Source organism: Arthrobacter sp. 01L42 (assembly GCF_056400005.1).
Genome location: NZ_JBFTSL010000011.1, coordinates 1 through 19,622, shown reverse-complemented (window position 1 = coordinate 19,622; position 19,622 = coordinate 1). Strand labels below are relative to the sequence as shown.

Sequence of the window (19,622 nt, the reverse complement as noted above, 5' to 3'; positions counted from 1 at the left end):
CTCCGGTCACTCCGTAGGGCCGGGGCGCAGGGTGTCGAGCAGCGCGTCGATCACGCCGGCGTCCTCGATCGTGGAGGGCACCACGTAGGTCTCGCCGTCGGCGATCTGGCGCATGGTCTTGCGCAGGATCTTTCCCGAACGGGTCTTCGGCAGGGCATCCACCACGGTGACGTGCTTGAAGTCCGCCACGGCCCCGATGTCGCGCCGGACCAGGGCGATCAGGTCCTTGACCAGGACGTCCTCGGGCACGTCCACCCCGGACTTGAGGACCACGTAGCCGCTGGGCCGCTGGCCCTTGAGCGGGTCGGCGAGGCCGATCACGGCGCATTCGGCAACTGCCGGGTGCTGGCCGATCACCTGTTCCATGGCGCCGGTGGAGAGCCGGTGTCCGGCGACGTTGATGATGTCATCCGTGCGGCCCATGACGAAGACATAGCCGTCCTCGTCCCGGTAGCCCGAGTCACCGGTGGCATAGTAGCCCTCAAACGCCTGGAGGTAGGAGGAAATGTAGCGGTCGTCGTTGCGCCAGAGCGTGGTCAGGGTGCCAGGCGGCAGCGGCAGGCCGAGGACGATGTTGCCTTCCGTGCCGGCCTCGACGTCCCCGCCCGCGCCGTCGACGACGTTGAGCCGGAAGCCGGGCATCGGGACGCTCGGCGACCCGGCCTTGATCGGCAGTCCGCCGAGGCCTCGGGGGTTGGCGCAGATGGCCCAGCCCGTCTCCGTCTGCCACCAGTGGTCGACCACCGGAACACCGAGCACCCGGGAGGCCCAGTGGAAGGTATCGGTGTCCAGCCGCTCGCCGGCCGCGAACAGGGTCCGCAGGCTGGCAATGTCGTACTTGTCCAGGAACCGGCCCTCAGGGTCGGCCTTGCGGATGGCCCGCAGCGCGGTGGGCGCGGTGAACAGCACGTTGACCTTGTGGTCCTGGATGACCCGCCAGAACGCGCCGGCGTCGGGCGTCCCCACCGGCTTGCCTTCGTACAGCACCGTGGTGGCGCCGGCCAGCAGCGGACCGTAGACGATGTAGGAGTGGCCCACCACCCAGCCGACATCCGAGGCGGTCCACATGACGTCGCCGGGGCCGACGTCGTAGAGGTTTTCCATGGTCCATTTCAGGGCCACGGCGTGGCCGCCGTTGTCCCGCACCACGCCCTTGGGCGAGCCGGTGGTGCCCGAGGTGTAGAGGATGTACAGAGGGTCCGTCGCCTTGACGTCCACCGGCGCGGCCGCCTCGGCGGAGGCCATCTCGGTGTCCCAGTCGAGCCACCCGGGGTGCTCGGCCGCCATGGAGGCCACCGTCGAGCCGAAGCCGTCCCTGGCCTTGACCAGCACCGGGGTTTCGGCGGCGCCGGCGATACTGAGGGCCTCGGCGACGGCAGGCAGGTACTCAATCCGGCGCGACGGCTCGATGCCGCCGGACGCCGTCACCACCGCCGCGGGGGCTGCGTCGCGGATGCGGGCGGCAAGTTCCTTGGGGGCAAACCCGCCGAAGACGACCGAGTGCACGGCGCCGAGCCGTGCGGTGGCCAGCATCGCGATCACGGCCTCGGGGATCATCGGCATGTAAATCACCACGCGGTCGCCCTTGCCGACGCCGCTGCGGCGCAGGACGCCGGCGAACCGGGCCACGAGGTCCGTCAGTTCCGCATAGGTATAGCTCTGCCGGATGCCCACCATCGCGGAGTCGTAGACCAGGGCATCCTGCTGACCCCTGCCCTGGGCGACGTGCCGGTCGAGGGCGTTGTACGACGTGTTCAGGACCCCGTCCGGAAACCAGTCGTAGAGCGGTGCCCGGCCCGCCTCGAGGGCCTGCCGCGGGGACGTCTGCCAGGAGATCCCTTCCGCGGCCTCCAGCCAGAACTCTGCGGGATGTTCCAGGCTCCGTTCGTAGGCTGCCCTGTAGCTCTTGGTGACCATGACGTACATCCTGTCCACGACGTTGTGATGCGACCAATGATAGACAAGGGTAAACCGGGGCGGACCGGTGATACAAGGGTCATGTATACACAACTCGGCTATTTGTTCACCACAGGCGGCAATTGCTGGGCAAAGGGCCGTTGCGTGTATACACTGATGATGTTCCATCCCGACACAGCCGCCACCGAAGGAGGCAGGATGCGCGCCAGCGACAAGGCCTACGCGGCCCTGCGCGACGACATCATCGAATGGCGCCTCCTGCCCGGAACCGTGCTCGCGGAGGTGGAACAGTCGGCGCGCCTCGGCATCTCCCGCACCCCGCTGCGGGAGGCCCTGAGCCGGCTCACGGCTGAAGGGCTGACGACGACGGCGGGCGGCCGCGGCGTCGTCGTCACCGACATTTCCCTGGACGACATCGACGAACTGTTCGAACTGCGCGAAACCCTCGAGGGCAGGGCCGCCGCCCTGGCCGCCGAGCGCGGCGACCCCGCAACCTTCGATGCGTTGCGGCGCGAACTGCTCCAGGCCCCGGAACTGATCGGCGGACAGGATCCGGCTCTGCACGACTATTACGGGCTGGTCGGACGGCTGGACGCGGCCATCGACGCCGCCATCTCCAACGCCTACCTCGTCCAGGCCATGCGCAGTCTCCGCGTCCACCTCGTGCGCGTCCGGCGCCTGGCCGCCGACGACGCCGCCCGGCTTACTGCCGCAGCCGCCGAGCACGCGGCCATCGCCGAGGCGATCGCCGCCGGCAACCCGCGCCTGGCCGAGGCCGCCACCACGCTTCACCTGCACCGCAGTCTTTCGCACGTCAAAGCCACCCATACACCTCAGCAAAGGGAGCACCATGGTTAAGGAACACCACGTCCGCGTTTACAAGAGCGAGGAAAACCTGGGCCGCGAGGACCAGCTCGCCTACAAGATCGCCAAGGTCGCCGCGGATCCCGTGGAGGTCACCGATGAGGTCACCGACATGGTGATCAACCGGATCATCGACAACGCCTCGGTGGCGGTTGCCTCGCTGAACCGCGCCCCGATCGTCGCGGCCCGGGCCCAGGCCCTCACCCACGGCCCCAGCACCGGCGGCAAGGGCGCCAAGGTCTTCGGCATCGAGGAACGCGTCTCCCCCGAATGGGCCGCCTGGGCCAACGGCGTCGCGGTCCGTGAACTCGACTACCACGACACCTTCCTGGCCGCGGACTACTCGCACCCGGGTGACAACATCCCCCCGGTCCTGGCCGTCGCCCAGCACGTCGGTTCCAGCGGCCGGGACCTGGTCCGCGGCATCGCCACCGGCTACGAGATCCAGGTCAACCTGGTCAAGGCCATCTGCCTGCACAAGCACAAGATCGACCACGTGGCCCATCTCGGCCCGTCCGCGGCCGCCGGCATCGGCACCCTGCTGGGCCTCGACGTCGAGACCATCTTCCAGTCGGTCGGCCAGGCGCTGCACACCACCACCGCCACCCGGCAGTCCCGCAAGGGCGAAATCTCCACCTGGAAGGCGCACGCCCCCGCGTTCGCAGGCAAAATGGCCGTCGAATCCGCGGACCGGGCGATGCGCGGCCAGACCTCGCCCGTACCGATCTACGAGGGCGAAGACGGCGTGATCGCCTGGATGCTGGACGGCCCGGACGCCTCCTACACCGTGCCGCTGCCTGAGGCCGGCGAGGCCAAGCGGGCCATCATGGACACGTACACCAAGGAACACTCGGCCGAATACCAGGCCCAGGCGTGGATCGACCTCGCCCGCAAGCTCAACGGCGAACACCCCGAGGTCACGGACCCGGCCAACGTCGAATCCGTGCTGATCAAGACCAGCCACCACACCCACTACGTGATCGGCTCCGGCGCCAACGACCCGCAGAAGTACGATCCCACGGCCAGCCGCGAGACGCTGGACCACTCGATCCCGTACATTTTCACCGTCGCCCTGCAGGACGGCACCTGGCACCACGTGGACTCCTACGCCCCGGAACGCGCCGCCCGCCCCGACACCGTGGAACTCTGGCACAAGGTCACCACGGTCGAGGACCCGGAATGGACCCGCCGCTACCACTCCCTGGACATCGCCGAGAAGGCCTTCGGCGGCACCGTGGAGATCACGCTCAAGGACGGCACGGTCATCACTGATGACATCGCGGTCGCCGATGCCCACCCGCTGGGCGCCCGGCCGTTCGCCCGGGAGCAGTACGTCAACAAGTTCCGCACCCTCGCCGCGGGCCTGGTGGCCGACGAGGAGATCGAGCGCTTCCTCGCCGCCGCCGCCCGGCTCCCCGAGCTCGCCGCCGGCGAGCTGGACCAGCTGAACATCCAGGCCGCCGACGGCGTGATCGACCTCGCCGGCGCCCCGAAGGGACTCTTCTAATGTTGTATTCGAAAGTCACCCCGGAGCAAAAGCGGATCCGGTTCCGCGAAATCCTCGCCTCCGGCACCATCGCCCAGTTCCCCGGCGCGTTCAACCCGCTCTCGGCGCGGCTGATCGAGGAGAAGGGCTTCGCCGGGGTGTACATTTCCGGCGCCGTCCTCGCCAATGACCTGGGCCTGCCGGACATCGGGCTGACCACCCTCACGGAGGTCGCCACCCGCGCCGGGCAGATCGCCCGGATGACGGACCTGCCGGCAATCGTCGACGCCGACACCGGCTTCGGTGAGCCCATGAACGTGGCCCGGTCGGTCCAGGAACTCGAGAACGCCGGCCTGGCCGGCTGCCACATCGAGGACCAGTTCAACCCCAAGCGCTGCGGCCACCTCGACGGGAAGAACGTCGTGGACCTGGAAACCGCCACCAAGCGGATCCGGGCCGCGGCCGATGCCCGCCGCGACCCGAACTTCCTGATCATGGCCCGGACCGACATCCGCGCCACGGACGGGCTCGAGGCCGCCCAGGAGCGCGCCAAAGCGCTCGTGGAGGCCGGTGCGGACGCGATCTTCCCGGAGGCGATGAAGGACCTGGCCGAATTCCAGGCCATCCGCGACGCTGTCAACGTCCCGATCCTGGCCAACATGACCGAATTCGGCCAGAGTGCCTTGTTCACCGTGGAGGAGCTGGCCGGCGTCGGCGTCAATATGGTCATTTATCCGGTGACGCTGCTCCGTAGTGCCATGGGCGCTGCGGAGCGTACTCTGGAATCGATTAAGGCCGACGGAACCCAGGAGGCACAGGTTGGAAGCATGCTGACCCGTGCGCGTTTGTACGATCTCGTTGATTACGAGGCTTACAACCGTTTCGATACCGGAGTCTTTAATTTCCAGATCCCCGGTAAGTAAGCCCCGCATAGAACCTCCGGCACGTGCCGGTATACAGGCGTTAGGAACAAAGGAGTTTCAGCATGGCTGAACAGGACATTAAAAAGGGCCTCGCCGGCGTCGTGGTGGACTACACCGCAGTCTCCAAGGTCAACCCGGACACGAACTCGCTGCTGTACCGCGGCTACCCCGTCCAGGAACTGGCTGCCAAGTGCAGCTTCGAGGAAGTCGCGTACCTGCTCTGGAACGGCGAGCTGCCCGACGCGGAGCAGCTGGCGGAGTTTACCGCCCGGGAACGCGCCGGGCGTGCCCTGGATCCGGTCGTCAAACAGGTGATTGACGCGCTGCCCACCACCGCGCATCCCATGGATGTCTGCCGGACTGCCACGTCGGTGTTGGGGGCCCGGCACCCCCTCGCCGAGGACGCCTCGCGCGAAGCCAACCTGGCCAAGGCCATCGATCTGTTCGCCGCGATGCCGGCCGTGGTGGCCTACGACCAGCGGCGCCGGCACGGCCAGGACGTGGTGGAACCCCGCGAGGATCTGGGCTACGACGCCAACTTCCTCTGGATGACGTTTGGTGAGGAGGCCGTCCCCGAAGTAGTCGACGCGTTCAATGTCTCCATGATTTTGTACGCCGAGCATTCCTTCAATGCCTCGACCTTCACGGCCCGGGTGATCACCTCCACGCTCTCGGACCTGCACTCAGCCGTGACCGGCGCCATCGGGGCCCTCAAGGGATCGCTGCACGGCGGTGCCAACGAGGCCGTCATGCACACCTTTGACGAGATCGGCATCCGGCCGGAGGAGTCCCTGGAGGACGCCCACGTCCGGGCCAAGGCCTGGATGGAGGACGCCCTGGCCCACAAGAAGAAGGTCATGGGCTTCGGCCACCGCGTCTACAAGCACGGCGACTCCCGGGTGCCCACCATGAAGTCGGCGCTGGACAAGATGATCGCGCACTATGGCCGGCCGGAGCTGCTGGGCCTCTACAACGGGCTCGAGACGGCGATGGACGAGGCGAAGGGGATCAAGCCGAACCTCGACTACCCGACCGGACCCACGTACCACCTCATGGGCTTCGACACCGCCACGTTCACCCCGCTGTTCGTCGCCAGCCGCATCACGGGCTGGACGGCGCACATCATGGAGCAGCTGGATTCGAACTCCCTGATCCGTCCCTTGAGCGAGTACAACGGCGTCGAGGAACGGCACCTGGCGTAGCAGGGCTTCCTGCGGGACGCACGGGACCGGACAGCCGGCACGGGCCGGCCACCTATTCGTAGGTGGCCGGCCCGTGCTGTTTGCCCGCGGACTTCAGCGTCGCGGGATCCGGACCGACGCAACAGTCTCGTTGTCCTCGTTGAGGACCACGACGACGTCGATCGTTTCGCCTGCCAGCGCCGGAGGCAGCCAGTGCCCCGCATCCTGCCACATCCGCTCCAGCGGCAACGACGCGGAGTCGAACCATTCGGGCGTGATTTCCGGGCTCTCGGCGGGTTCGCCGTGCCACCGCCGGGTGGTGAAGAGCCGGCACGACATGTTCCAGTCAGGCCGGGCCGGAAAGATGAACTCGACAACGCCGGCGTGGGCCAGGTCCTCTTGGAGCACTATGATCCCAGCTTCTTCCCAGACCTCGCGGACCACGGCCTCGGCGTCGCTCTCCCCCGGCTCCACGTGGCCGCCGATTCCCACGATCTTGCCGATGCCAAAGCCGGTCCTCTTCATGCCCAGCAGCACCTCGGTGCCGCTCTCCGCATCACGGAGCGGGAAGCAGAGAGTGACTGGCGTGAGCTTCATGTGCTCAACCTTATAGCTGCCGCAGACTGCCGGCGCTATCCGGCGGCCGGGCCGTCGCCGACAAGCTGCGGCCTCAGTTCGACCGGTATCCCCTTCTGCGCGAATTCCTTGTCCATGGCCTGCTGCGGCGTGAGGCCCTGGTTGTTCGTGGCTTGGAACTCCCAGTTGTAGACGCTGGACCACTCCTGCCGGACATCGCAGAGGAATCGGCCGTTCTGCAGTTTGGCGATCTTGAACCAGGCGTTGCCGCCGTCGAGCTGGAGCGCCCGGATCCCGTCACCGGAAATGGAATAGGCGAGCCAGCCGCCGGCGCAGCCCAGCACCGTGTAGTAGCCCTGGTCGGCGGGGGCAATCGGGATGATCGCGCGCTGCTGGTCATTGCGCTGCTGGTCAATGTTGGCCAGGGTGCATGCGACCCCGCCGGTGCTCAAAGCGGCAGGACCCGCTTTCGTGGGAGACGCTGTGGGGGCGGCAGCGGAAGGGGTTGGGGACGACGGCGATGGGCTGGCGGAGACAGTCGGGGCCGGGATGCCCGTCTGGGCCGGCCCCGGCGCTGGTTGCGGCATCAGATTGCCGCCGACAACCACCGCGCCAACGATGGCTGCAGCGGCCAGTACAGTCGCGGCCGCAGACCGCACGGCATTCCGTCGTGCCGGAGCGCGCCCTGCCAAAAGGACGACATTCGGATCCGTGGAAAATACGATTGAGCGGGCAGAGTCGCTTCCCGGCTCTGCTCCCGGCGCTCCCACCCGAGGTTTTGCATCCCTCATGAGCTGTTCGATGCGGTCCATGGCTAGTCCTTCCGTTCGGTCATGAGATGTGAGGGGGCAGCTTTCGCAAACGCCCGGCGTGCCCGGTGGAGGCGAACCGCAGCGGCGGATGAGGAACATCCCAGCGTCTGCGCCAGTTCAGCGATGGTCAGCTCGTCCCAGTAGCTGAGCATGAGGACCTCGCGGTCCCGCTCCCTGAGCTGCACCAGCACCTCTGCCACGGCGCCTCGTTCTTCATTGTTTGACTCGGGGATTTGGCTGCGCGCATCGTCTTTCAGCCTTTCGACAAGTTCCTGGCGGCGACGGCGGCCCTTGTACTCATTGCCGACCACATTCCGGGCCGTTGCCAACAGCCAGCCAATGCCGGGCGGTTCCGACAGCTCCTTCTCCCAGGCAATTCTGAAGACGTCCGCGGCCAGTTCCTCGGCGCGGTGCCGGTCACTGATACGGCAGGCAATGTAGCGGTAGACCCGCGCGGAGTGCTCGGTGTGCAGATCAATGAACGCTTGCTCTTTGGCAGCCAACATGGTGGTTCCCCCGGACATCGATGACTTCTTCTTGCTGTGTAAGTGTCCAGTGAACGGCATTTTCTTACACAGGCCCGCAAAAAAGTTTGCCGGCACCGGCGCGGTGCGGGGACCCGGCTGACTACGCCTTAGCCCAGGGCGCGCGGGTGCGCGGCGGCGTAGATCTCCCGCAGCGTATCGGCCGTCACCTGGGTGTAGACCTGCGTGGTGGTCACCGAGGCGTGCCCCAGCAGCTCCTGCACCACCCGGACGTCGGCACCGCCCTCCAGCAGGTGGGTGGCGAAGGAGTGCCGCAGCGTGTGTGGCGAAACGTCCTTGGTGATGTGGGCCTTGTCCGCCGCCGCCTTCAAAATGGTCCAGGCGCTTTGCCGGCTGATCCTGCCGCCGCGGGCGTTGAGGAACAGGGCGGGGGTGCCCTTGCCCTTGGCGGCCAGCAGGGGCCGGCCACGGACGAGGTAGGCGTCAAGGGCTCGTGCCCCGTAGGATCCGAGCGGGACGAGGCGTTCCTTGGACCCCTTGCCGAAGAGCCTGACGATCGCGGGCCCGTCGCCGGCATCGGACCCGCCGGAGGTGTGCAGGGAAATGTCGTCAACGTCCAGGCCCACGGCTTCGCTGATGCGGGCACCGGTGGAATAGAGGAATTCGAGCAGCGCGCGGTCGCGCAGGCCCGTTGCCGTGTCCGTGCCGGCCGCCTCGAGGATCCGGGTGACCTCATCGACGCTGATGGCCTTGGGCAGCCGCTTGCCGGGCATGGGCGGGTGGACGTCGCTGGCCGGGTCGGTGGACGTGATGCCTTCGAGGGCCCAGAACTTGTGGAGTCCGCGCACCGCCACCACCGTCCGGGCCGCCGAGCGGATGCCCAGGGCGGAGCCGCCGTCGGACCCGTCGGAGAGCGCCTGAACGAATCCGGTGACGTCGTGCCGGGTAATCTCCGCGGGGCGTTCCCGGCCGGCGTGGGCCAGATGCCTGGCGTAGCGGGCCAGGTCCCGCCGGTAGGCGGAGAGGGTGTTGGCCGCGAGGCCCCGCTCCACGCCCATGTGCTGCAGGTAGTCAGTGATTGCGCGGTCGATCGCCGTCAACGCCCTGGCGGGCGGGCGCTCGGGAGCGGCTGCCTGCGCCGGGGCCGGAAGTTGCGCCGGGGCCGGCGGTTCGGCGATCAGCGGCTCCACTAGCGCTGGCTGGGATGGGCGGGCCAGGGCGCGTCGGCCGGGCGGAGACTTTCGAAATTGCCCGCGCGGGCGGCGGCAGCGGCCAGGACGCCGACGACGGCGGACGGGTTGTGGAGGCGGCCGTCAAGGACCGCCTGCACGGCCTCGTCCAGCGGGGTCCAGCGCAGTTCGATTTCGGCTTCCTCGTCCGTGCGGACGTGCCGCTCATGTCCCGGCACCTCACTCAGGCCGCGGGCCAGGTAGATGCGGATGGCCTCGCTGGAGGAGCCCGGGGAGTTGAAGAAGTCCGCCAGCACGTTCCAGCGGTCCGCGACAAGGTCCGCTTCCTCGGCCAGTTCGCGGGCGGCCCCGACGACGAAGTCCTCCCCTTCGACGTCAAGCAGCCCGGCGGGGATCTCCCAGAGGTCCATGCCGACGGGGTGCCGGTACTGCCGGAGTAGCAGCACGTCGCCGTCGTCGTTCATCGGGAGAACCGCCACCGCGCCTGGATGGTCGATGTAGTCCCGGACCAGGGTGTCGCCGTCGTCGTTGAGCTGGAAACTGTCGCTGACGACGTCCCAGATCCTGCCCTCGTACACCTTTCGGGACGACAAAAGACGGCGCGGGCTCGGCTCATCCGAAACCTGCCGTGCAGCATTGGGGGTCTCAGACATACCGGGCATCGCGCCGTCCTTTGATTTAGTTGGAAATTACTTGGACACTGCTGCCGACGAGGGCTTGGGCGCAGGTGCCGGGGCATCGGCCTTTGCACTCGGGCTGCTGCTTGCAGCGTTCGCGGCGTCGCCGGCCCGCTGGTGGCCAAGGGCAGCCTCAATCAGGCCCGCGAACAGCGGGTGCGGGCGCGTGGGCCGCGAGCTGAGCTCGGGGTGCGCCTGCGTGGCCACGTAGTACGGGTGGACGTCGCGGGGAAGTTCCACGAACTCGACCAGTTTGCCGTCGGGCGACGTTCCGGAGAACGACAGGCCCTTGGCGGCGATCTGATCGCGGTACTTGTTGTTGACCTCGTAGCGGTGCCGGTGCCGTTCGCTGACCTTCGTGGCGCCGTAGGTCTCGGCGACGACGGAGCCTTCGTCGAGCTTGGCCTCGTACAGGCCCAGGCGCATGGTGCCGCCGAGGTCGCCCTTGCCGTCAACGATGTCCAGCTGCTCTTCCATCGTGGCGATGACGGGGTACTTGGAGTCCGGCTCGAACTCGGACGAGGACGCCCCCTCGAGGCCGACTACGTTGCGGGCATACTCTATCACCATGCACTGCAGGCCCAGGCACAGGCCCAGGACCGGGAGCTTGGTTTCGCGGGCGTACTTCAGGGCGCCGAGTTTGCCTTCCAGGCCGCGGATGCCGAAGCCGCCGGGAACGCAGATGGCGTCGACGCCGGCCAGGGACTGCACGGCGCCCTCACGGGTTTCGCATTCGTCCGAGGGGACCCAGCGGATCTTGACCTTGGTGTCGTTGGCGAAGCCGCCGGCGCGCAGGGCCTCCGTGACGGACAGGTAGGCGTCAGGCAGGTCGATGTACTTGCCCACGAGCGCGATCTCAACTTCGTGCTTCGGGTTGTGGACGGCGTCGAGCAGCTTGTCCCAGCTGGTCCAGTCCACATCCTTGAACGGCAGGTCCAGGGCGCGGACGATGTAGGAATCCAGACCCTGGGAGTGCAGGGTCTTCGGGATGTCGTAGATGCTCGGTGCGTCCGGGCAGCCGATCACGGCGTCGATGTCGACGTCGCACATGCGGCCGATCTTGTCGCGCATCGGCTGCGGGACTTCTCGGTCCGACCGGATCACGATTGCCTCGGGCTGGATGCCGATGGAGCGCAGCGCGGCAACGGAGTGCTGCGTCGGCTTGGTCTTCAACTCCTGCGACGGGCCGATGTAAGGCACGAGGGACACGTGGAGGAAGAACACATTTCCGCGGCCGATGTCCTGGCGGACCTGGCGGGCGGATTCGAGGAACGGCTGGGACTCGATGTCGCCCACCGTGCCGCCGATTTCGGTGATGATGACGTCGGGGGCGTTCTTGCCCTCGGCGGGAAGCCGCATGCGCCGCTTGATCTCATCGGTGATGTGCGGGATGACCTGGACGGTGTCGCCGAGGTATTCGCCGCGGCGTTCCTTCGCGATGACGGTCGAGTAGACCTGGCCGGTTGTGACGTTGGCCGATCCTTCGAGGTTTTCATCGAGGAAGCGCTCATAGTGGCCGATGTCCAGGTCCGTCTCGGCGCCGTCGTCAGTGACGAAGACTTCGCCGTGCTGGAAGGGGTTCATCGTGCCCGGATCCACATTCAAATAGGGATCGAGCTTTTGCATTGTTACAGACAGACCGCGTGCCCGCAGAAGGTGGCCGAGGCTCGAAGCCGTCAGTCCCTTACCGAGCGAGGACGCTACACCACCGGTGACGAAGATGTGTTTGGTCGTCTTGGACGAGCCCGGAAACCGGGAATTTACACGAGAGTTTGATCGCTGCACCACGGGGTTTGAGCTTATCATCAATTCGGCCTTCCACGGGTTCCTTGGCGGGATCCCGATGTGATTGTTGTCCTAGCAGCGGTCCTTGCGGAAGTCCCTGCGGAGGTCCTTTCGGGCCCGCCTAGCTTTGCGGGAGGAGTTTGGCGTCGTCCAGCAGCTCCTGGGCGTGGGCCTGGGCTGATTCGGAGTCCTCTTGGCCGGCCAGCATGCGGGCCAGTTCGCGGACGCGCTCGGCCTCGTCCAGCAGCTGCACGTCGCTGGAGGTGAAGCCGGTGGCGGTAGCCCCGTCAGCGCCCCGCACGGAGGTCTTGGTGACCCTGATGTGCTGGTTCGCGAAAGCGGCCACCTGCGGCAGGTGGGTCACCACGAGGACCTGGACGTGCTGGGCCAGCATCGCCAGCCGGCGCCCGATCTCGACGGCGGCACGGCCGCCGACGCCGGCGTCGACCTCGTCGAAGACAAACGTCGGGACGGGATCGACGGCGGCAAGCACCACCTCAATGGCGAGCATGACGCGGGAGAGTTCACCGCCCGAGGCGCCTTTGCCCAGCGGCCGGGCCGGCGCGCCGGAGTGCGGCTGAAGCAGGAAGGAGATCTCGTCGGCCCCGAACGGTCCCAGCTGGCCTGCGGGCTCCACATTGATGACCAGGGTGGCATCGGCCATGGCCAGCGCCGTGAGCTCAGCGCTGACCCGCGCGGAGAGGTCCTTGGCGGCCTTGGTGCGGGCCTTGCTGATCCCGGCGGCCTTCTTCCGGAGCTCGGTTTCGGCCCGTGCGACTTCGGCGTCCAGCGCTTCGATCCTGGTGGAGTCGTCCTGGAGTTCCTCGTGCCGGGCCCGGGCCTCCTCCGCCCAGACCAGCACCTCGTCGATGCTCGGCGCGTACTTGCGGACCAGCTTGGCCAGCGCGGCCCGTCGGTCCTCGATTTCGGCGAGCCGTTCCGGGCCCTCCGTGTCAAGGGCGGCCTGGTAACTGGCGAGTTCAGCGGCGACGTCGTTGAGCAGGAAACCGACCTCGGCCAGGCGCGCCGCGGCAGAGCCCAGCTCCCCGTCGTGTTCGGCCACGTGCTCCAGGGTGCGTTTGGCAGCGTCCACGAGGGTGGTGGCGTCGGCTTCTTCACCGAAGTCCTCGGCGATGAGGGCCTGGTGGGCGGTGCTGGCCGCGATCCGCAGTTCCTCTACGTTGGCCAGTTTCACGGCCTCGGCCTTGAGGGCCTCGTCCTCCCCCGGCTGCGGGTCCACGGCGTCGATCTCGGCCAGGGCAACGTGCAGCGACTCGGCCTCGCGGAGGCGTTCACGCGCGGCACTGCGCAAGGAGTCCAGCTCGCCCTGGCTGGCATGCCAGTGCGCGTAGAGGTCCTGATAGGCGGTCAGCGCGCCCGCAAGGCTCTCGCCAGCGAATTTGTCCAGGGCGCCGCGTTGCGCCACCGGGCTCTTGAGCCGGATCTGGTCCGACTGTCCGTGCACCACCACGAGGGTTTCGCCGATTTCGGCCAGCACCCCCACCGGCGCGGCGCGTCCGCCCAGATAGGCCCGGCTGCGGCCGTCAGCTCCGACGCTGCGGGCCAGCAGCAGTTCCACACCGCCGTCGAACTCCTCCACCTCGGCCCCGGCTTCCCTGCACCGCGCGACGGCAGCGTGGCCGGCGTCGAGCTTCAGCACAGCCTCCGCCGAGGCGCTCTTCGCGCCGCTGCGGACGGCGCCGGCGTCGGACCTGGCACCGAGGAGCAGCCCGACGGCGGTCACCACCATGGTCTTGCCGGCACCGGTTTCACCGGTCACCACGCTGAGGCCCGGGCCCAGCGGCAGGGTGGCGTCGGTGATGACGCCGAGGTCGCGGATACGCAGTTCTTCAAGCATGGTTCACTTCTCGGTTGTGGGATCTGGCAAGGGATCGGGCGCGTCACCGGGTTCGGCGTGGCGCGGCGAGGGAAGCGGCGGCATGGGACGGGGCGTGCGGATGATCGGGAGGGGGCCGGTGTGGATGGCCCGGGTTTGGGGCACGGGCCCGCGCCAGCCCTGGATGGGGAGCTGGAATTTGCGCACGAGCCTGCCGGAGAAGGGGGTCTGGTGCGTCCTGGCCAGACGCACGGGCGTTGCGGAGCGGGTCACTTCGACGCGCGCGCCGGGCGGCAGATCCACCGAGCGGCGGCCGTCGCACCAGAGGACGCCCTGGGCGTCGGTGCGGTTCAGGATCTCGACGGCGAGCCGGGACCGCGGCGAAACCACGAGCGGCTTCGCGAAGAGGGCATGGGCGCTGATCGGCACGATCAGGAGGGCCTCGACCTCGGGCCACACCACGGGACCGCCGGCGGAAAACGCGTAGGCCGTGGAGCCTGTGGGCGTGGCCAGGACGACGCCGTCGCAGCCGAATGAGGTCAGGGGGCGTTCGTCGACTTCGGTGACCACCTCCAGCATCCGTTCCCGGTTGCCTTTTTCGATCGCGGCCTCATTCAGGGCCCAGGTGTGCCAGATCTTCTGGCCGCGGACCCAGACCTGGACGTCGATCGTCATGCGCTCTTCCACCGTGTAGTCACGGCTGGCGATCCACTCGACGGTCTGGGCGAGGTCGGCCCGTTCGCTCTCGGCCAGGAACCCCACGTGGCCAAGGTTCACCCCAAGCAGCGGCACGTCGACTTCGCGGACCAGTTCGGCAGCCCGGAGGATGGTGCCGTCTCCGCCGAGGACCATGACAAGTTCCACGTCGGGCAGCTTCACGTGGTCGTGAAGGACCTCGACCGGGTGGTCGAGCCGGCCGAAGAAGCGGACCATGTCCCCGAGCTCGTTCTCCTGCAGCACGGGGACCAGCCCGGATTCGTGCAGCAGCGCACACGCTTCCCAGGCAGCCTTGAGGGACTCCTCGCGCCCTGTGTGGGCCAGGATCAGGACACGCCTGCTCATCAGGTTCCGCCTTCTGGTGGTACTAGTGGTTCGGCCAGATTGTTCCGAGCAACGCAGCAACAGCTGCGTCCCGCTCCTCGATCTTAGGCGGGACTTCCGACATCGCGCGTTTTATCCACAGGAAGTATTCGACATTGCCGTCCTGGCCCGGCAGCGGGCTCTGGGCGAGGCCTGACAAGACCAGGCCCGCGTCCACGGCGGCGGCAGCCACCTTGCCCACGGCGAGCCGGCGTTCGCGTTCCGAGGTGACCACGCCGGTCCGGCCCAGCCGGTCCTTGCCGATCTCGAACTGTGGCTTGACCATGAGGACGAGGTCGCCGCCGGGCAGGGTGCAGGCCGCGAGTGGCGCCACCACAAGCGTCAGCGAGATGAAGGACAGGTCAGCCACCGTCAGGGCGGCCGGTCCGCCGATTTCCGCGGCCGCCATGTAGCGGACGTTGAGGCCTTCGTGCACGGAAACCCTGGAGTCATTCCGGATTTCCGGCACCAGCTGGCCGTGCCCCACGTCGACGGCCACCACGTGGGCCGCACCGCGCCGAAGCAGCACATCGGTGAACCCGCCGGTGGAGGCGCCGGCGTCGAGGCACCGTTTGCCTGCGACGTCGACGGCGGGAAAGGCATCCAGCGCGCCGGCCAGCTTGTGCCCGGCGCGGCTGACGTAGCCGTCCTCGGCCGAGGCCGTGACGTCCAGCGCGGCGTCCTCCGGGACCTGCAGGGACGCCTTGGCGAGGACCTCGCCACCGGAGCTCACCTTGCCCTCGGCAATGAGCCGGGCGGCATGGGTCCGGGACCTGGCGAGCCCCCGGCTGACGAGTGCCTGGTCAAGCCGGCTCACGATCCCCCCTTCCCCGCGGCATGGATACGGCGCGCCACGCCGGCGTGGCCGGCCACGTCTTCGTTCAGGGCCTCCAGCAGGGCATCATGCATGCCCGCATAGACTTCGCCGTGCCCGGACACAGGCATTTGCCGCACGGCCCCGAGGCGGTCCAGGACAGCGTTGACGGCCGGATCCAGGACTGCTGCCGCGTGTTCTGGTGCGGCGTGCCCGGACAGCTCCGCCGGGAGCTGCTGCGACGGCAGCTCGGGCCAGGCGACATCGGCCGCAGGGGTCGGCGCCTCAGCCGGCTGTTCGTCTGGGGCCTGGTCCAGTCCCTGGTGTAGCTCGCTCATGTGTCCAGCCTAGTGATCGGACCACTCGAGGACCGGAGCCAGCGCGCTGGTCGTCTCGGGGTTTGCGGCCCACCAGGCCGAACAGGCGGCACGCCACGAATCGAGGTCGGCGGGGTCGCCGCTGATGTGGACCGACTGCCCCCGCACGACCGCCGAGGCCGTGCCGCTGCGGAACCGCCCGGCGTCGTGCTCTACGGCAGGGTATGGCGCGTACAGGCCGGTCAGATCATTGATGAGGAAATCGGGGCGTTCCACAGATCGTGCCGCGAGGATCGATTCCCTCGTGTCCACTCCGGTCAGCACGGCGACGGTGGCGAAACCGGCGTTGTTGCCGCCCAGGATGTCGGTGTCCAGGCGGTCGCCGACGACCAACGGCCGGTCCGCCGCCAGCCGCTTGGCGGCAGTGTGGAACAGTGGGGCTTCGGGTTTGCCGGCCACGATCGGACTCTTGCCGGTCGCGGCTGCCACTGCGGCCACGAGCGTCCCGTTACCGGGGGCAATTCCACGCGCCTGGGGAATGGACCAGTCCGTGTTGGTGGCCACCCACAGGGCGCCGCCGGCGACGACGTACGATGCCTCGGCGAGGTCCTTCCAGCCAAGTTCCGGACTAAAGCCCTGAACGACGGCGACGGGGGCATCCTCCGCGCCGCGGACGGGAACCAGGCCAACCAGTTCAATTTCCCGGGCAAGTGCGGCACTGCCCGTGATCAGCACGTGTGCCCCGGCCGGCAGCATCGACGCCAGCAGCGCTGCCGCTGCCTGCGAGGAACTCACCACCTGGTGGTCCTCGGCGGGGGCGCCGAGATCGCGCAGGTGTTGGGCCACCTGTGCCGGGGAACGGGATGCGTTGTTGGTGACGTAGCCCAGCCCGACGCCCACCCCGGCCAGCCGGCGCAGCGACTCGACGGCCCCGGGAATGGCGTTGGGGCCGGCATAGACAACGCCGTCAAGATCGGAGAGCAGGGCATCAAAGGTGGCGATCAGGGCGGTTCCCGTCATGCGATTAGTCCTCCACACTTTCGTGCTGCGCCGGCTCTGAGTCAGCGGAGAGTTCCTCGTCCGCGTCATCGTTCAGTTCCAGGTCGGCCTCGTCGATCGCTTCGCCGTCGGCTTCGTCATCGGCTTCGTCATCGGCTTCGTCGAGCACGTCGGATTCCACTGAATCCACGTCGGACTCGGCGTCGTCAGACTCGAAGTAGTCGGCTTCTGCGTCGTCGGCTCCGTCGTCGCTGGCGAGCTCATCGCCCGCGTTCAAGCCGGCCACTCCGGCTGCGGCGCCGGTGGCTTCTGCCGCGGCAGCGGCACCTGCGGCACGCGGTGCGCGCTCTTCGGTTCCGGCGTGCGTGTCAGCATGCTCCTGCGCCCGGAGGCGGCGCTGCCGTTCCTCCTCGCGGGCTTCTTCTTCCTCGTCCCAGCCGAGATCGATGATGTCGGGTTCCTCGTCAGCCCCGAGGCCCAGCGCGTTTTCGGCCACGGTGGCCTGGCGTTGCCATTTGGCGGCTTCGGCAGCGCGGCCGGCTGCCGTCAGCGCGTCAGCATAGGCACGGAACAGCCGGGGGCTGTAGGAAAAGGCGCGGTTGATGTCCAGCTGCGGGATTTCCAGTTCGGAAACCGCGGCGTCGAGCTGCCCGAGGTCGGTGCGGGCCCCGGCTGCAACGATGGCCAGTTCCACCTTGCCGGGGGCGTCGAGATCCTTGGCTTCGTCGGACCGGGCCATGTCCAGGGCACGGTCCGGGCGGCCAAGGCCGCGTTCGCAGTCGGCCATGACCGGCAGGTGCATGTTGGAGCCACTGATCCGGCGGTAGGTCCGGAATTCCCGGAGGGCTTCACCATAGTGGCCGGCTGCGTAGGCCGTCAGGCCGACAGCTTCGCGGACGGACGCGAGGCGTCCGCCACGGCGGCTGGCTGCCAGGGCATGCTGGAAGGCAAGCTCAGGTTCTTCGTCCAGGAGCCTCCCGGCCATGACGAGGTGGCGGGCCACCCATTCGGCGCTGGTGCCTTCGAGGGTCTTGATCTGGTGCTGCGTGGCGCGGTCAAGCTCCTTGCCCGTGACGTCCTCGTCGATCTGGGGTGAACGCTCCCGGTCCGGGCGGTTGGCGCTGCGGAGGTCGCGGGCATTGGGCACGCGAACCGGACGGTCCTCGGGGCGGTCGCGTCCGTACTGGCGCGGGCCCGAGTCGCCACGGTCGAAGCCCCGTGCGGGACGATCCTCGCGGGTGCCGAAGGGCTTGCGGTTCTCGCCGCTGCCGTACGGCTTGCGGTCACGGTCGCCACCGCCGCCGAAGCTGCGCTGGCCGCCGCCTTCACGCGGGGCACGGTCACCGTACGGCTTACGGTCACGGTCGCCGCCGCCGCTGTACGGCTTGCGGTCACCATAGGACGGGCGGCTGTCGCCACCAAAGCTACGCTGATCCCCACCTTCACGCGGAGCACGATCACCGTACGGCTTACGGTCACCGCCGCCGCTGTACGGCTTGCGGTCACCATAGGACGGGCGGCTGTCGCCACCGAAGCTACGCTGTCCCCCACCTTCACGCGGAGCACGATCACCGTACGGCTTACGGTCACGATCGCCACCACCGCTGTACGGCTTACGGTCACGGTCGCCGCCGCCGCTGTATGGCTTGCGGTCACCATAGGACGGGCGGCTGTCGCCACCGAAGCTACGCTGTCCCCCACCTTCACGCGGAGCACGATCACCATAAGGCTTACGGTCGCCGCCGCCGTAGCTGCGCTGTTCCCCGCCTTCGCGCGGAGCACGATCACCATAAGGCTTACGCTCACCACCGCCGCTGTACGGCTTGCGGTCACCATAGGACGGACGGCTGTCGCCACCAAAGCTGCGCTGTCCCCCACCTTCACGCGGAGCACGATCACCATAAGGCTTACGCTCACCACCGCCGCTGTACGGCTTACGCTCGCTGTTTCCGAAGCCGCGCTGATCCCCGCCCTCACGCGGAGCACGATCACCATAAGGCTTACGGTCACGGTCTTCCCTGGAACGGAATCCTCGGGGATCGCCGCCAGAGTTGCTGGTGCCGCGGAAAGGGGCTCCACCGGAACTGCGTCCGCCCGAGTTGCCGGGGGCCTTGCCGCCGCGGTTGCCATCATTGTGCTCAGCCATGCTGGAATCCTCCTGTTGTGAGCTGACCACTGGCGCAATCGCAGCCGCTCTGTTCCGTGTTTCGTTTCCTACGCAACCCGAAATCAAGCGCTTCGAAGTCCGTACATCTCCCCCAATTCTAGGCGAGCAACCCGCCACCGGCTAACGGCATCAGGTCGACGGGGGCCCGCGGTGGGAAGTCTCACAACCTCCTGCGGCACTTCTGTCGGCGGCCGCCGGCTGCCGGGCAGTTGGGTGGTCGACGGCGGCTGTGACGCTCCCCCACCTCGGGCGGGAAGTCCGGTGACGCTCCCTCACGTTTGGCGGGAAGTCCGGTGACGCTCCCTCACGTTTGGCGGGGTGTGGCGGGATGCTCCCGCAGGTGTTGCGGGGTCCCGGTCCGGAGGGGGTTAAATGCGGGAGGACCCCCACCTGGTGGTGGGGGTCCTCGACCGTTAATGGTGTTCCGGCGGTGACCTACTCTCCCACACCCTCCCGGGTGCAGTACCATCGGCGCTGTGGGTCTTAGCTTCCGGGTTCGGGATGGGACCGGG

At 68.0% G+C, this 19,622-nt stretch carries 17 protein-coding genes and 1 rRNA gene; 4 read left to right on the top strand and 14 right to left on the bottom strand.

Annotation, left to right across the window (positions count from 1 at the left end):
- Nucleotides 1–6: 6 nt before the first annotated feature.
- A complete protein-coding gene (locus tag AC1DN2_RS11215; protein ID WP_476850383.1) occupies nt 7–1,917 on the bottom strand; it encodes an AMP-binding protein in 1,911 nt (636 codons plus the stop codon).
- 198 nt (nt 1,918–2,115) lie between these two features.
- On the opposite strand from AC1DN2_RS11215, the gene AC1DN2_RS11210 reads away from it, so the two are divergent.
- The 4 genes from AC1DN2_RS11210 (at nt 2,116) to AC1DN2_RS11195 (ending at nt 6,392) form a co-directional block, all read left to right on the top strand.
- On the top strand, nt 2,116–2,775 hold the full coding sequence (locus AC1DN2_RS11210; protein WP_028277407.1) for a GntR family transcriptional regulator: 660 nt from the start codon (nt 2,116–2,118) through the stop codon (nt 2,773–2,775).
- A complete protein-coding gene (locus AC1DN2_RS11205; protein WP_230007910.1) occupies nt 2,768–4,288 on the top strand; it encodes an MmgE/PrpD family protein in 1,521 nt (506 codons plus the stop codon). The genes AC1DN2_RS11210 and AC1DN2_RS11205 overlap by 8 nt, the downstream gene beginning before the upstream one ends.
- Complete coding sequence (gene prpB, locus AC1DN2_RS11200; protein ID WP_230007909.1) at nt 4,288–5,190, top strand: methylisocitrate lyase; 903 nt, start codon at nt 4,288–4,290, stop codon at nt 5,188–5,190. The genes AC1DN2_RS11205 and prpB overlap by 1 nt, the downstream gene beginning before the upstream one ends.
- A 62-nt stretch (nt 5,191–5,252) precedes the next feature.
- A complete protein-coding gene (locus tag AC1DN2_RS11195; RefSeq protein WP_028277410.1) occupies nt 5,253–6,392 on the top strand; it encodes a bifunctional 2-methylcitrate synthase/citrate synthase in 1,140 nt (379 codons plus the stop codon).
- 93 nt (nt 6,393–6,485) lie between these two features.
- Here the strand turns inward: AC1DN2_RS11195 and AC1DN2_RS11190 are convergent, their stop codons facing one another.
- The 13 genes from AC1DN2_RS11190 to rrf all read right to left on the bottom strand — a co-directional run.
- On the bottom strand, nt 6,486–6,968 hold the full coding sequence (locus tag AC1DN2_RS11190; protein ID WP_476850382.1) for an 8-oxo-dGTP diphosphatase: 483 nt from the start codon (nt 6,966–6,968) through the stop codon (nt 6,486–6,488).
- A 35-nt stretch (nt 6,969–7,003) separates the two neighbouring features.
- Nucleotides 7,004–7,399, bottom strand: a complete 396-nt coding sequence (locus AC1DN2_RS11185; protein WP_476850381.1) for a hypothetical protein — start codon at nt 7,397–7,399, stop codon at nt 7,004–7,006.
- 362 nt (nt 7,400–7,761) lie between these two features.
- Nucleotides 7,762–8,283, bottom strand: coding sequence for an RNA polymerase sigma factor (locus AC1DN2_RS11180; RefSeq protein ID WP_476850380.1), 522 nt, complete (start codon nt 8,281–8,283; stop codon nt 7,762–7,764).
- A gap of 110 nt (nt 8,284–8,393) precedes the next feature.
- Nucleotides 8,394–9,425, bottom strand: a complete 1,032-nt coding sequence (gene xerD / locus AC1DN2_RS11175; RefSeq protein ID WP_476850472.1) for a site-specific tyrosine recombinase XerD — start codon at nt 9,423–9,425, stop codon at nt 8,394–8,396.
- Nucleotides 9,426–9,433: 8 nt separating this feature from the next.
- Nucleotides 9,434–10,096, bottom strand: coding sequence for an NUDIX domain-containing protein (locus AC1DN2_RS11170; protein WP_476850379.1), 663 nt, complete (start codon nt 10,094–10,096; stop codon nt 9,434–9,436).
- Nucleotides 10,097–10,123: 27 nt separating this feature from the next.
- A complete protein-coding gene (locus AC1DN2_RS11165) occupies nt 10,124–11,917 on the bottom strand; it encodes a CTP synthase (RefSeq protein ID WP_476850378.1) in 1,794 nt (597 codons plus the stop codon).
- Nucleotides 11,918–12,017: 100 nt separating this feature from the next.
- Nucleotides 12,018–13,754, bottom strand: a complete 1,737-nt coding sequence (gene recN, locus AC1DN2_RS11160) for a DNA repair protein RecN (RefSeq protein WP_476850377.1) — start codon at nt 13,752–13,754, stop codon at nt 12,018–12,020.
- A 3-nt stretch (nt 13,755–13,757) separates the two neighbouring features.
- Entirely contained in the window at nt 13,758–14,795 is a 1,038-nt protein-coding gene (locus tag AC1DN2_RS11155; protein ID WP_476850376.1) for an NAD kinase, read from the bottom strand.
- A gap of 22 nt (nt 14,796–14,817) precedes the next feature.
- Nucleotides 14,818–15,630, bottom strand: a complete 813-nt coding sequence (locus AC1DN2_RS11150; protein ID WP_459384348.1) for a TlyA family RNA methyltransferase — start codon at nt 15,628–15,630, stop codon at nt 14,818–14,820.
- The gene (locus tag AC1DN2_RS11145; RefSeq protein WP_476850375.1) at nt 15,627–15,965 is read right to left on the bottom strand and encodes a hypothetical protein; all 339 of its coding nucleotides are present in this window, start codon (nt 15,963–15,965) and stop codon (nt 15,627–15,629) included. The genes AC1DN2_RS11150 and AC1DN2_RS11145 overlap by 4 nt, the downstream gene beginning before the upstream one ends.
- 9 nt (nt 15,966–15,974) lie before the next feature.
- Nucleotides 15,975–16,964, bottom strand: coding sequence for an HAD-IIA family hydrolase (locus AC1DN2_RS11140; RefSeq protein WP_476850374.1), 990 nt, complete (start codon nt 16,962–16,964; stop codon nt 15,975–15,977).
- A 4-nt stretch (nt 16,965–16,968) separates the two neighbouring features.
- Nucleotides 16,969–19,089, bottom strand: a complete 2,121-nt coding sequence (locus AC1DN2_RS11135; protein WP_476850373.1) for a hypothetical protein — start codon at nt 19,087–19,089, stop codon at nt 16,969–16,971.
- Nucleotides 19,090–19,532: 443 nt separating this feature from the next.
- Nucleotides 19,533–19,622, bottom strand: a 5S ribosomal RNA gene (rrf, locus tag AC1DN2_RS11130); the annotation flags it as partial.